Annotated in this window: 12 protein-coding genes; 5 read left to right on the top strand and 7 right to left on the bottom strand. The window is 68.3% G+C overall.

Translation table 11 applies throughout. The features are described 5' to 3' along the window. Positions 1–50: 50 nt before the first annotated feature. Genes VM780_RS09970 through VM780_RS09955 form a run of 4 tightly spaced genes read right to left on the bottom strand, consistent with a single transcriptional unit; the run spans position 51 to position 4,372 of the window. Positions 51–707: an ABC-type transport auxiliary lipoprotein family protein gene (locus tag VM780_RS09970; RefSeq protein ID WP_325447120.1), complete on the bottom strand. Its 657-nt coding sequence runs from the start codon at positions 705–707 to the stop codon at positions 51–53. After that, entirely contained in the window at positions 704–2,284 is a 1,581-nt protein-coding gene (locus tag VM780_RS09965) for an MlaD family protein (RefSeq protein WP_325447119.1), read from the bottom strand. Before VM780_RS09965 ends, VM780_RS09970 begins: the two co-directional genes overlap by 4 nt. A 13-nt stretch (positions 2,285–2,297) precedes the next feature. Further along, the gene (locus VM780_RS09960; protein ID WP_325447576.1) at positions 2,298–3,116 is read right to left on the bottom strand and encodes an ABC transporter ATP-binding protein; all 819 of its coding nucleotides are present in this window, start codon (positions 3,114–3,116) and stop codon (positions 2,298–2,300) included. Continuing rightward, positions 3,116–4,372, bottom strand: coding sequence for an ABC transporter permease (locus tag VM780_RS09955; protein WP_325447118.1), 1,257 nt, complete (start codon positions 4,370–4,372; stop codon positions 3,116–3,118). Before VM780_RS09955 ends, VM780_RS09960 begins: the two co-directional genes overlap by 1 nt. Between VM780_RS09955 and dgcN the strand changes: the two genes are divergently transcribed. The 3 genes from dgcN to VM780_RS09940 all read left to right on the top strand — a co-directional run bounded on the left by dgcN (position 4,365) and on the right by VM780_RS09940 (position 7,400). Beyond that, complete coding sequence (gene dgcN / locus VM780_RS09950; RefSeq protein WP_325447117.1) at positions 4,365–5,372, top strand: N-acetyltransferase DgcN; 1,008 nt, start codon at positions 4,365–4,367, stop codon at positions 5,370–5,372. The two genes, VM780_RS09955 and dgcN, sit on opposite strands and share 8 nt — an antisense overlap. 37 nt (positions 5,373–5,409) lie before the next feature. Next, complete coding sequence (gene dgcA / locus VM780_RS09945; RefSeq protein WP_325447116.1) at positions 5,410–6,399, top strand: N-acetyl-D-Glu racemase DgcA; 990 nt, start codon at positions 5,410–5,412, stop codon at positions 6,397–6,399. Between the two features lie 107 nt (positions 6,400–6,506). Next, positions 6,507–7,400, top strand: a complete 894-nt coding sequence (locus VM780_RS09940; RefSeq protein WP_325447115.1) for a hypothetical protein — start codon at positions 6,507–6,509, stop codon at positions 7,398–7,400. Here VM780_RS09940 and VM780_RS09935 read toward each other — a convergent pair. Together VM780_RS09935 and VM780_RS09930 are read right to left on the bottom strand one after the other, a co-directional pair. After that, positions 7,397–8,434, bottom strand: a complete 1,038-nt coding sequence (locus VM780_RS09935) for a glycosyltransferase family 1 protein (protein WP_325447114.1) — start codon at positions 8,432–8,434, stop codon at positions 7,397–7,399. The genes VM780_RS09940 and VM780_RS09935 overlap by 4 nt on opposite strands. Positions 8,435–8,471: 37 nt before the next feature. Next, positions 8,472–9,281, bottom strand: coding sequence for a UDP-2,3-diacylglucosamine diphosphatase (locus VM780_RS09930; RefSeq protein ID WP_325447574.1), 810 nt, complete (start codon positions 9,279–9,281; stop codon positions 8,472–8,474). Between the two features lie 229 nt (positions 9,282–9,510). Between VM780_RS09930 and VM780_RS09925 the strand changes: the two genes are divergently transcribed. Both VM780_RS09925 and VM780_RS09920 read left to right on the top strand, forming a co-directional pair. After that, positions 9,511–9,972 (top strand): DUF2852 domain-containing protein, encoded by a 462-nt coding sequence (locus VM780_RS09925; protein WP_325447113.1) that lies wholly within the window; start codon positions 9,511–9,513, stop codon positions 9,970–9,972. An 87-nt stretch (positions 9,973–10,059) separates the two neighbouring features. Continuing rightward, positions 10,060–10,839 (top strand): SDR family oxidoreductase, encoded by a 780-nt coding sequence (locus VM780_RS09920; RefSeq protein ID WP_325447112.1) that lies wholly within the window; start codon positions 10,060–10,062, stop codon positions 10,837–10,839. An 82-nt stretch (positions 10,840–10,921) separates the two neighbouring features. Here VM780_RS09920 and VM780_RS09915 read toward each other — a convergent pair whose 3' ends face one another. Then, complete coding sequence (locus VM780_RS09915) at positions 10,922–12,238, bottom strand: OmpP1/FadL family transporter (protein WP_325447111.1); 1,317 nt, start codon at positions 12,236–12,238, stop codon at positions 10,922–10,924. Between the last annotated feature and the right edge of the window lie 206 nt (positions 12,239–12,444).

Here is a 12,444-nt window from a genome sequence, read left to right as displayed (position 1 = left end):
TTCGCTGCGATGTCTCAGCGGTATTGGCGGCCGCGACGGCGGCCGCTCCGTCAGATCCGGCGGCCGGTCCAGGCGACGAGCGCCGCCAGCACCTCGCCGAGGGCGCCGTCGAGCGCCCGGCTCGCGGTCGGGCCGTCGACCGCCGCAGCCAGGGGCCGACGCGCCGAAAACACCTCAGCGGCGACGATCTTGCCGGTCTTGTCGTTGACGATCTTGGCGGTCAGCTCCGCCCGGGCGACGCCCGCCCCGGCGTCCACCTCGAAAGACCGCAGCTCGGTGACGAGCTGATAATCCACCGACAGGCGATCGCCGGGCCGTCCGACCGAGCCGAGCCGGTTGGCGTTCTCATAGGCCTCGATGATCTTCGCCTGGATCAGCTTCGGGAGCCGATCCGACCACTGCGCGTCCGGCAGATAGGTGACCTGTCCTGGGCGGGGTTCGATCACGATCCTCTGGCCGTCGAGCACCGCCACCGCGGCGGGTTCGCCGACCACGAGATTGCCCCGGCCGCGTCCGGCGCCGGGCAGATCGCGCGGCGCGGACAGATCAAAGGTCGCCGGCGGCGAACCGCCCGCAAGCAGGCTGGTGCAACCTCCGAGGACGAGGCACCCCGCGAGCAAGGCCGATGCGCGCAAAGCGCGGGACGGAAGGCCGCGTCGGCCCGACGCTGCCGCTTCGCTCGTGTTCACGTGCAGCGTCCTTGTCATCGACCGCGATACTCCGGCACGCCGCCGCTTCCACCGAACAGGAACTGGCGGGGGTTCCGTTTGAGCTCCTGGATGACTGCGTCCAGGTTGTTGAGCGTACGCCGGCTGTCGGCGACGAAGCCCGACAGGTCGCGGGTGCCGGAACTCGACAGACGCGTGATCCCGGCGCTGATCTCGGCCGTCCGGCTGTCGAGCTTGAGCGCCAGTTCGCGGATCGCCTGCGAGGTTTTCTGGAAATCGGCGATCGCGCCCTGTGCTTCACCGCCGCCCACCAGCTTGCGGGCGTCGTCCAGCAGGCCATCGAGCTTGTCGGCCGTGCCGGTGAGCCGCGACGAGATGTTGCGGGCGTCGGCGACGATCTGGTCGACATTCTGGGCGTTGCGGCCGAGCGCCTCCGCAAAGGCGTTCACGTTGTCGACGGTCGCGCGGACCTTGTCGCCGTCCACCGCCGAGACCGCACGATCGATGCTCGCGACCGCACGGTTGATCGTGGGGCCGTCGATCGACGTCGCGAGACCGGTGATTCCGTCCACGGCGCGGTTCACCTTCTCGGGATCGATCGCCGCGACGACGCGATCAGCGTTGCGCGAGGCGCTCGCGACATTGTCGATCACGCTGGAGACCTTCGCCGGGTCCACCGACTGCAGCACCGCGGTGAACCGATCGACCGATGCGTTGACCTTGGCGGGATCGACCGCTGCGACGATCGCCTGAACCTGCTTGAGCGTGTCTTCCACGCGGGTCCCGGCCCCGCGCAACTGCTCGGCGAGCTGCGCCACGTCGCCGAGCGCCTGATCGACCTTCGGGCCGGCCTTCTTGAGCGAGTCCGTGAAAGCGACGGCGTTCGACATGGTCTGGTCGACCTTGTTCACGTCGACGGCGCGGACGAGGTTCTGCACGTCGGTGACGAGCGGCACCAGATGGTCGGCAAGGTTGCCGATCTGGCGCGCCGCGACCCCGGTGTTCTGCATGAAGCCCTTGATGTCGCCGGAGTTCGCGGCAAGCGCGGCCGTGAACGTCTCGACGTTCTGCAACGACCGCTCGATGGAGCCGCGGCTGTTGCCGACGAGGCCCTGGATGTCGCCGAAGGTCGTCTGAGCCTGCTGCAGCACCGTGCGCGCGCCCTCCAGAATGTCCTGGAACGCCGAAGCTTCCGCGATCAGCACCGGCGCGTTGTTAGGGTCGCCGCCCTTGGTGGTGACGAGCGGGAGCGCGGCCGCGGTGGGCGATCCGCCGGTGAGCTGCACGACAGCGCCGCCCGTAAGGCCCGTCATCTCCAGCCGCGCGCGCGTGTCGGTGCGCACCGGCGTGTCCTTGGCGATCTCGACGCGTGCGATGACCTTGGCCGGATCCTGTGGATCAAAGTTGAGGTCCACGACGTCGCCGACCCGGATGCCGTTGAACAGCACTCCGGAGCCGGGCGTCAGACCGGACACCGCGCCCGGGAACTGGATGCGGTATATCGCGCGCTCGCGGCTCTGGCCGAGGTCGGTGAACCACCAGACGAAAAGGAAGGCGGCGGCCACCACCGCCAGGGTGAAGGCGCCGATCAGGGCGTGGTTCGCGCGGGTCTCCATCTGTCCGTCCGCCTCAGGCCGCCGTCGCGCCAATGCCGGCGGCGCGCGCCCGCTCGCCCCGGAAGTATTCCTTCATCCAGGGATCCTCGTTCTTGACCATCTCGGACATCGGGCCGATCGCCAGGACCTTGCCGCCCTTGAGCGCCGCTATGCGGTCGCAGGCGGTGGTCAGCGTGTCGAGGTCGTGCGTCACCAGGTAAACGGTCAGACCCAGGGTCTCCTTCAAGGTCATGATGAGGCGATCGAACGCATTCGCGCCGATCGGATCGAGGCCCGCCGTGGGCTCGTCGAGAAACACGATGTCGGGATCCAGCGCCAGAGCGCGCGCGAGCGCCGCGCGCTTGATCATGCCGCCGGAAAGCTCGGAGGGAAATCGCTCGCCGGCCTCGGGCTTCAGTCCGACCAGATCGATCTTCAGCCGCGCGATCTCCTCGCGCAGCTTCGGGCTGAGCCTGGTGTGCTCCCGAAGCGGCATCTCGATGTTCTGCCGGACGGTGAGCGAGGAGAACAGCGCGCCCTGCTGAAACAGCACCCCCCAGCGCCGCTCGATCGCCAGTCGCTCCTCGTCGTTCGCCTCATCGAGATCGACCCCGAACACCTCGACCTTGCCGGCGCGCTTCGGCGTCAGGCCGATGATCGCGCGCAGCGAGACCGACTTGCCGGTTCCCGACGGCCCGACGACGCCGAGAATCTCGCCCTTGCGGACGTCCATGTCCATGCCGTCGATGACGTTGCGCTCGCCGAACCCGACGACGAGATCGCGCACGCGGATGACGACGTCGTCTTCATCCGCGGGGTTCTCTGCAGGCGGCGCGGCGCGAGGCTCGGTCATCATATGCCTATCGCCGCGAAGAACATCGCGAACAAGCCGTCGAGCACGATCACGACGAAGATCGACTTGACCACGGAAGAGGTCGTCCGCTGCCCGAGCGACTCTGCGGAGCCCTTCACCTTCATGCCTTCGGTGCAGGCGATCAGGCCGATGACCACGGCCATGAAGGGCGCCTTGATAATGCCGACGAAGAAGGTCTGCAGCGACAGCGCGTCCTTGAGCCGCTGCAGGAAGGTGAGCGGGGTTATGTCACCATAGCCCCAGGCCACCAGCCCGCCGCCAAGCAGCGCCGCCATGGCGGCGATGAACGACAGCAGCGGCATCGCGATCAGCAGCGCCGTGAGGCGCGGCATGGCCAGCACCTCGATCGGATCGAGGCCCATCGTCCTGAGAGCGTCGATCTCCTCGCGCATCTTCATCGAGCCGATTTCGGCCGTGAAGGCCGAACCCGACCGGCCCGCGACCATGATCGCGGTGAGCAGCACGCCGAGTTCGCGCAGGATGAGGATCCCGAGCAGGTCAACCACGAACAGCGTCGCGCCGAAATTCCGGAGCTGGAAGATGCTCTGTTGCGCGACGATCGCGCCGACCAGGAAGGAGATTAGCGTGATAATCGGCACCGCCTGGAGCCCCACGCGGTCGAGATGCGCCACCGAGGAGGTGAAGCGGAACCGCCACGGCGCGGCGATCATGCGGCCGGTCGTCACCACCACCGCGCCAAGGAAACCGAGACCCTTCGAGATATCAGCGCCGGCGGCCTCGACGCGGCCGCCGAACTGGGCGAGCCACGCCACCGGTCCCGTGTCGCGCTTCTCCGGCGGCGGAGCCTCCTGCCCGCGGCCACGCAGCGCATCCATCAGGCGCGCGTGCTGCGGCCGGACGTTGTGAAGTTCGGCCGTCGCTCCCGCAGCTTCCGCGGCGCGTCTCATACGCTCGATCAGCAGGGCGCCGAGGGTGTCGAGCCGGTCCAGTCCGGAGAGGTCGAAGGCGACAGTCTTGCCGGTCGCGCTGGCGAAGTCGATGGCGTCGATCTTCGGCTGCAGCAGATCGCCCGTGTCGGCGATCCACGGCCCAAGCGGCGTCAGCACGAGACCGTCGTCGAATGTCTCGACTTTCAGATCGGCGACGTCTTCCGCAACCTGCACCCAGATTCGCCCGTGAATTCCGGCGCCTTGCCGGTCAGCGCCCCGCTCGTAATACTCAGCCGTGTCGCGTCCTGTCGAGGCGACCGCCCCTCCGGAGACCGCGGTGGACATCACGAAGCCCTACCTGTTGTTTCTGGGCGACGCACCGGACGCGCTTGCGGCTAAGACCGCCGCCGGGATCGTCGACTGGCGGCGTGACTGGTGCGTCGGCCAGACCCGGCTTCCGGGCTGCAAGGTGGATGTCGGCCTTCCGGACCTCGACGTCGGCGAAGCCGTCGCACGCGGCGCCAAGACCATGGTGATCGGCGTGGTCAACGCCGGCGGATCGCTCCCCGATCACTGGGTCGACCAGATCGTCGCGGCGCTGGAGGCCGGTCTCGACGTCGCCTCAGGTCTGCATGTCCGCCTCGGAGAGGCGCCGCGCATCGCGGAGGCTGCGCGCGCGCACGGGCGGCGGCTGCACGACGTCCGCCATTCGAGCGAACGGTTCCAGACCGGCAAGGGCTCGAAGCGCCCGGGACGACGGCTCCTGACTGTCGGCACCGACTGTTCCGTCGGCAAGAAATACACGGCCCTCGCCCTGGAGGCCGAGATGCGCGGGCGCGGGCTCGACGCCGAGTTCCGCGCCACGGGGCAGACGGGCGTGCTGATCGCCGACCGCGGCGTGGCTATCGACGCGGTGGTCGCCGACTTCATCTCCGGCGCGGCCGAGTGGCTTACGCCCGCAGCCCCTCCCGACCACTGGGACATCGTCGAGGGCCAAGGTTCGCTGTTCCACCCGTCCTTCGCGGGCGTCACGCTCGGCCTGCTGCATGGCGCGCAGCCGGACGCCTTCGTGGTCTGCCATGAGCCGACCCGCACCACGATGCGAAACGTCGATTTCCCTCTGCCGACCATCTCGGACGTGATCGACGAGACGATCGCGGCGGGACGCCTGACCAATCCCGAAATCCGCTGCGTCGGGATCGCCATAAACACCTCCGCGCTGCCGGATGGCGAGGCGCGTGCGATGCTTGACGCGACCCGGGCCGCGCACGCCCTGCCCGTCTCCGACCCTGTGCGCTTCGGAGTGGGACCGATCGTGGACCGGCTGCTGGCGGAGTTTTCATGAGGCCGGTCTGCCATCCCCCGGCAGGCTCGCTGTAGCTTTGCCCGTCACCCTCTCCTCACGGATCGAGCGCTGGCCGGTCGCCGGCGCGTTCTCGATCGCCCGCGGCTCGGTGAACGAGGTGACGACGGTCGTCGCCGAGCTTTCAGACGGAGCCTCCCGCGGCCGCGGCGAGTGCCGCCCCTATGGACGCTACGGAGAGACGCCGGACGGCGTGAAGGCCGAGATCGACGCGCTTACCGGCGAGCTCGCCGCAGGCCTTGATCGCGCGGCGCTTCAGTCGCGATTGCCGGCCGGCGCCGCCCGCAACGCGCTCGACTGTGCGTTCTGGGATCTCGAAGCAAAGCGCGCAGGCGTGAGCGTCGCCGCTCTTGCGGGCCTCCCGGAGCCGGCTCCGCTCGTCACGGCCTTCACGCTGAGCCTCGCGGAGCCCGAGGCGATGGCGCGGGCCGCGCTGGCCGCCGCGGACCGGCCGCTGCTCAAGATCAAGCTCGGCGCCGGCGACGGTCGCGACCCGGCGCGGCTTGCGGCGGTGCGGGCCGCCGCGCCGGAAGCCGAACTTATCGTGGACGCCAACGAGGGCTGGCGCGACGCCGCTCTGGCGGAGAACCTCGCAGCCTGCGCGGCGGCGCGCGTGACGCTGGTCGAGCAGCCGCTGCCGGCGGGCGACGATAGCGTCCTCGCGCGCGTCGCCAGGCCCATACCAGTCTGCGCCGACGAGAGCGCGCACGACCGGGCGAGTCTGTCGGAACTTTCCGGCCGCTACGACGCGGTCAACATAAAGCTCGACAAGACGGGCGGGCTGACGGAGGCGCTCGCGATGGCGGAGTCCGCGCGCGCGGCGGGGCTCATCGTCATGGTCGGCTGCATGCTCGCCTCGTCGCTCGCGATGGCGCCCGCCGTCCTTCTGGCGCAAGGCGCAGCGGTGGCGGACCTCGACGGGCCTCTGTTGCTTGCCCGCGACTGTCCGGATGGGCTGCTCTATGAGGGCAGCCTCCTTCATCCGCCCAGCCGGGCGCTTTGGGGATGACGCAAGAATTAGTTAACGAGCCGACTTTTCGCGCGTGCGGAAACGCCGTTAAATGAACGACTGCGGCGTTGAAGCTTAAGGCGCTGAACGTCGGGAGTTCGTTCGCTATGACAGAGCCGCCTTTTTCCTCCGATGACTATGAGGCGATCGCCGCCGCCGTCATGGAGACCGAGCGCGGCCGCTGGTTCCTGAGCGAGTATGCGCGCCGCAACCGTGCGGCGGACACGGCGGCGATCCTGGCCGCTCTGTCGGAACTCGAGCGTCGCTTCCAGCCCGCCCCGCCGCACGCCGAGCCGGCCCGGATGGCTCACCTGCTTCGGGTGATCAGCGAACGGACCAACCTCCTGCGGAACGAGCTCAGGCAAGCGGGCGCGATCAAGCCAGTGGGCCGGGCGCTGCGCCAGCTGAAGCGTCTCGAACGTGTCGTCGCGCTGGCTCTGGCCGAGGCCGGCCCCGCAGCCGGAGCAGACGGCGCCGTTGACGCCGGCGGCTCCGGATGGCCTGGCGAGGCGGCGGCGCCTGCCTTCGTTGCGCCGCTGGAGCTGGCGGCCGCCGCCACTCATCCTGGCGCGGTGGAAGACGACGCAACTTTCGTTTCGGTGAACGGGCATGCGATCGATCTGCTGGCCGTCACGGCGGACGCCGAGCGCTTCGGGGGCATCGCCGCGGAGAATACGGCGGATTTCGGCGCGATCGGGACGAGCGAGCAGCGACTTTCCGATGAGACAGCCGCGGAAGCCCTGACGGCGGCCTTCGACATTGCCGACAGCGAACCCGAAGAGGAATTCGCCGAATCCCCGTCAGCGAGGGGCCGCTTGATCGACCTCCTGGCCGTTTCGGCCGCGGCGGAGCCTGAGCACGGAGACGACCAGGACGAGGCCGAGAGCTCCCGGCACACGCCCGCGCCGCGTCCGCCGTCGCCGCCGCGCATGCCCGCAGCCTGGATGCCGTCGCTGCTCGACAGCCTCTCGGAGGAGGAGAAGGCGATACTCTTCGCCTAGCTCACTGCGACCTCTGGATGCGGCGCCCTGCTCGTCATGACGCCGCGGACGTTGTCGACGAATGAGCGCGTCGCCTCCGCCCAGCCATGGCGCAGCGCGAGCGCCCGGGCGGCGTCCCGCGACGCGGAGAGCGCGCGCAGCGCAGCCGCTCGCAGATCTTCGTCAAGCGCTCCGGCCGCCTCGTCCCGCAGGATGTCAGCCGGACCCGTGACCGGAAAAGCCGCCACCGGCAGGCCGCTTGCGAGCGCCTCCAGGATCACGATGCCGAACGTGTCGGTGCGGCTCGGAAACACGAACACGTCCGACGAGGCGTAAGCCTCCGCGAGCGCCTCGCCCTGTAGCGAGCCGACGAAACGCGCCTGCGGAAATCTGTTCTCGAGGTCGGCCCGCGACGGCCCGTCCCCCACCACCACCTTCGAGCCCGGCAGATCGAGCGAGAGAAACGCCTCGAGGTTCTTTTCGGGCGCGACCCGTCCGACATAGAGGAAGACCGGTCGCGGCAGATTGAACACGTCGACACCGGGACGCGGTCGAAAAAGCTCCGCGTCGACGCCTCGCGTCCAGCGCATCAGGCGCTGAAACCCATGTCTCTCGAGATCGCGCGACAGCGACTCGGTCGCGACCATCACGCCGTCGCCCGCATTGTGGAAGCGCCGGAGCCACGCATAGGTCAGCCGTTCCGGCACCGGCGCGCGCCGCCGGACATATTCGGGAAACCGCGTGTGATAGCTCGTCGTGAAGGCGCGGCCGGCGCGCAGGCATGCGCGCCGCGCCGCCAGCCCAAGCGGGCCCTCCGTCGCGATGTGGACATGGTCGGGACGGCTGTCGTCGATCAGCCCGGACACCTTGGCGACGCGCGCCAGCGCCAGCCTGATTTCCGGATAGCTCGGCAAGGGAACGGTGATGAACGCGTCAGGAGTCAGCAGATCGATCGCGGCGCCGAAGGCGGGGGCGTGCGCAACCAGTTGCTCGATGGTCCGTACGACGCCGTTCACTTGGGGCCGCCAGGCGTCGGTGACGACCAGAACGCGCATATGGATTTGCTGCGCTCCTCGCGCGTCGGCGATGGGATCAGGCGGCCTGCAACCCCGAGGCGGCATGAGCCTCGCGAGTCGGCTTCATCGTAGAGCGTAGCTCCGCCCAACGCAGGAGCTCGAACCGACCGTCGTGATGTTCGACGACGGCGGTGCAGCTTTCAACCCAGTCGCCTGTGTTCACATACGCGACGCCGGCCATGTCATGCATGGTCGCGTGGTGGATATGGCCGCAGATGACGCCGTCGACGCGATGCTTGCGGGCCTCCGCCGACAGCGTCTCCTCGAACCGCCCGATGAAGTTCACCGCGTTCTTCACGCGGAGCTTCGCCCAGGCGGACAGCGACCAGTAGCTGAGCCCCAGCCGGCGGCGCAGGTTGTTGAGATGAGCGTTGAGGATCAGGGCCGTTTCGTAGGCCCAGTCGCCCAGCAGCGCCAGCCACTTGGCGTGACGCACCACCATGTCGAAGACGTCGCCATGGATGACAAGGAAGCGGCGGCCGTCGGCGGCTTCGTGCACGACACTTTCCAGCACCTCGATACCGCCAAAGTGCGAGCCGCAATATTTCCGCAGGAACTCGTCGTGGTTGCCCGGCACATAGAAGATCCTGGCGCCCTTGCGCGCCTTGCGAAGGATCTTCTGAACCACGTCATTGTGGGTCTGCGGCCAGTACCAGCTCTGCTTCAGGCGCCAGCCATCCACGATGTCGCCGACCAGGTAGATCGTCTCGGCGTCATAGACGCGAAGAAATTCGAGAAGCATCTCGGCCTGACAACCCTTGGTTCCGAGATGAAAGTCCGACAGGAACAAGGCCCTGAAGCGTCGAGGCTCAGGCTCGTCCAAAATGCGCTCCTCCTATCCGTTGCTCTTCTGTGCGGGCGAGTAAGCCAGATTCGTCTCACGCGTGTGACGCTACTCCCGCGGGCCTTGCGCAGACCTACTCCGGAACAGATGGAGCGCGCCGCTTCCGGCGCCAGCGTCGTGTGCCGAGAGCTCTTGAAGCGGTTTCGGGGTATGGCCAACTTAGATGACGACCGGGCCGCCGCTCCTATCCGCGGCCTCTCTGGAGACCGCAATGACCTCGAATCCCTATGCCGACGACGTCGCCGCCATTCCCGGCGTGCCGCATCGCTGGACCGCTCTCACCATCGCCTTGACCGTCATTGGCTTCGTGGTGTTCTGGCCGCTGGGGCTGGCGATGATTGCCTATGTCCTGTGGGGCGAGCGCATCATGGGCTGGGCGCGCGGCGGCGATGGCGCCTGCGCGAAGTTCCGGCGCGCAGCTGAAGATCTGGGCCGCAACTTCCGAGAGGAATTCTCGACCAAGGGCGCCGGCGTCCGCCGTCCGACCGGCAACGCCGCTTTCGACGCCTGGAGGGAGGCGCAGATGCGCCGCCTCGATGAGGAGCGCCGCAAGATCGACGAGACCACGGCGGCGTTTGAGGCGCATCTCCGCGCCAAGCGCGGCGCTTTCGACGAGTCGCAGCAGCGCGAAGAGTTCGAGGGCTTTATGGCCGGCCGCAACGGCGGGCTCTGATCGCTCGACGCGCGCAACTCCAAGAAGCCGGCCTCAGGGCCGGCTTCTTTGCATCGGAGCGCCGCGGGGCGCGTGGGGAGAACGCCAATGGATCTCGGCATCGCAGGCCGCACGGCCATCGTCTGCGCGTCCAGCAAAGGCCTCGGGCGGGGCTGCGCCACGGCGCTCGCCGCTGAGGGTTGCCGCGTCGTGATCAACGGCCGAGACGCCGCGCGCCTCGAACTGACGGCGGCTGAAATCCGCGCCGAAACCGGCGCCGAGGTGATCGCTGTCGTGGGAGACGTGTCGACGGCGGAAGGTCAGGACGCGCTGCTGAAAGCCGCGCCGGAGCCGGACATCCTGGTGAACAACAACGCCGGTCCGCCACGGAAGGACTTCCGGGAGTTGGACCGCGAGGCGATGCTCGAAGGCGTCGTGGCCAACATGGTCACGCCGATCGAGCTGATCCAGCGGGTGATCGACGGCATGGCGGAGCGCGGGTTCGGCCGCATCGTGAACATCACCTCGGCCTCAGTGAAGGCGCCGATCAAGGGCCTCGACCTGTCGAGCGGGGCGCGGGCGGGGCTGACGGCCTTCATGGCGGGCGTCGCCCGAACGGTGGCGCACCGTAACGTGACGATCAACGCCATCCTGCCGGGCGCGTTCGACACCGATCGGCTGCGCGGCGGCTTCCCGTCCGAGGCGCAGCTCACCGGGCGGACGGAGGAAGAGGTCGCTGAGCGCCGCCGCGCGCTGATCCCGGCCCGGCGCTTCGGCGACCCGGACGAATTCGGCAGGCTCTGCGCCTTCCTGTGTTCACGGCACGCGGGCTACGTCACCGGCCAGAACATCCTGATCGACGGCGGCGCCTTCCCGGGCGCGTTCTGACGTCGCGTCGTAGCCGGGAAAATAAAAAAGGGCCGGCCCTCCCCCAAGAGCCGGCCCTTATCGGCGGACGCTCCGCGGCGCGTCAGTCCTTGAGGACGAGCGCCGACGGCGCGCTGCCGCCGAACTTGTAGCGAACCGCAGCCGAAACGATGTGGATGTCGGACTTCGCGTCCGCCCTGTAGGTGAAGGCCTGCCCGGGGAACGCGTCCGGATCGCCCGGCTTGATCTCGATCTTCGATTTGTTGGGGATGAAGATGTACGAGTAGCCCAGATCGAAGGTGAAGCGGTCGCTGTACTTGTAGGAAGCGCCCGCCGACAGCCACCAGCGGTCGTCGTCCGGAAGCCGGTTGCTGCGGTTCTTGTCGTTGATCGGCGAAAGCTCGTAGGCGACGCCGGAACGCAGCGTGAGTTCGGGCGAATAGGCGTATTCGCCGCCGACGGAGAAGAACCAGGCGTCGGTGTAGTCGAAGGGCAGCGTCGTGACCGTGCCCCCGCCCGTGCGGCTCTTCACCCGGACCTGATCGAGACGGCTCCAGTTCGTCCATTCCAGCCCGGCCAGCATGGTGAACTGCTGGGTCAGCTTCTGCCGCAGGCCGATCGAGACGGTCTCCGGCAGGGTGACATTCCCCTTGATCTTGGCGTCGGGGAAGGCGGGCGTGGGGAAATAGAGGTCGCCCCTGAGGTTGTGCTTGATCGCCGAACGGAAGCCGACGCCGAGCTCCGTGCCGTCGACCGGCTTGGCCGTGAAGCCGGCCGTGAAGCCGACGCCGACATCGTCGGCCTTGAGCGAGGCGGAGCCGGCTCCCGGCAGCACCGCGCCGCCTCCGAGGCCGATGAAGGCCTGGCGCAGCCGGATGTCGAAGTACTGTATCTGCAATCCGGCGCCGACGGTGAGCCAGTCGTTCACCGTGTAGCCGACGGTCGGCGAGGCGTTGATCGACCGCACCCGCGACGACCGCGCAAAAATCTGCCCGCCCCAATCGCTGTGAGGATCGGTCGCCAGCCCGAAGGGCGTGTTGACCGACAGACCGATCGCAACCTTCTCGTTGACGCGATAGGCGTTGTAACCCGCCAGCAGGACGGCGGTCTTGCCGATGTCGCCGCCGTCGCCGAAGACGGCGGTGGGGGTCGAGGCGTCGATGTCGACCTTGGCCGACGGGAAGATGCCGGTGAGGTGCTGCTCGCCTTGATAGGCGTCGACCTGGTTCACCACCGCCGGGTTCCAGAACATGCCCGAGATCGTGTCGCCGCCGCCTGCCGCCATGCCGGCGAAGGAGGCGCCTTGGCCGGTCGCGCTCTGTTCCCGGATCGCGAACGCCCCGGCGAAAGCGAGCGTCGAGGAGGTAGTCATCAGGGCGGCGGCCGCAGTGACGAGCCACGGACGGCTGCGGCGTGACATGTCCAACATCATTTCCCCCGACGGTCCCGAAGGACCATGACTCACGGCGCGATTCAGCGACTTCACCCGAGGGTGAAAGCGGGCTCCGGATACCGCAATCGCCGCTCTCCCCTCGACACACGCTTTCGCCGCAAATGTGGCCATATCGCACCACATTCCCGCGCGTTCGCCGGCAAACTTCGGCAGGCCTCCGCCTTTTGGACCGG

It is taken from the genome of Hansschlegelia sp., assembly GCF_035538955.1.
GTDB lineage: Bacteria > Pseudomonadota > Alphaproteobacteria > Rhizobiales > Methylopilaceae > Methylopila.
Note: the sequence above shows the minus strand (reverse complement) of the source record. Positions and strands in the feature narration are given on the sequence as shown.

Bases quoted from the DNA above. Each gene is read 5' to 3' on its own strand.
- VM780_RS09970 (WP_325447120.1), bottom strand. From the start codon at position 707: ATGACAAGGACGCTGCACGTGAACACGAGCGAAGCGGCAGCGTCGGGC.
- VM780_RS09965 (WP_325447119.1), bottom strand. From the start codon at position 2,284: ATGGAGACCCGCGCGAACCACGCCCTGATCGGCGCCTTCACCCTGGCG.
- VM780_RS09960 (WP_325447576.1), bottom strand. From the start codon at position 3,116: ATGACCGAGCCTCGCGCCGCGCCGCCTGCAGAGAACCCCGCGGATGAA.
- VM780_RS09955 (WP_325447118.1), bottom strand. From the start codon at position 4,372: ATGTCCACCGCGGTCTCCGGAGGGGCGGTCGCCTCGACAGGACGCGAC.
- VM780_RS09940 (WP_325447115.1), top strand. From the start codon at position 6,507: ATGACAGAGCCGCCTTTTTCCTCCGATGACTATGAGGCGATCGCCGCC.
- VM780_RS09935 (WP_325447114.1), bottom strand. From the start codon at position 8,434: ATGCGCGTTCTGGTCGTCACCGACGCCTGGCGGCCCCAAGTGAACGGC.
- VM780_RS09925 (WP_325447113.1), top strand. From the start codon at position 9,511: ATGACCTCGAATCCCTATGCCGACGACGTCGCCGCCATTCCCGGCGTG.
- VM780_RS09920 (WP_325447112.1), top strand. From the start codon at position 10,060: ATGGATCTCGGCATCGCAGGCCGCACGGCCATCGTCTGCGCGTCCAGC.
- VM780_RS09915 (WP_325447111.1), bottom strand. From the start codon at position 12,238: ATGTCACGCCGCAGCCGTCCGTGGCTCGTCACTGCGGCCGCCGCCCTG.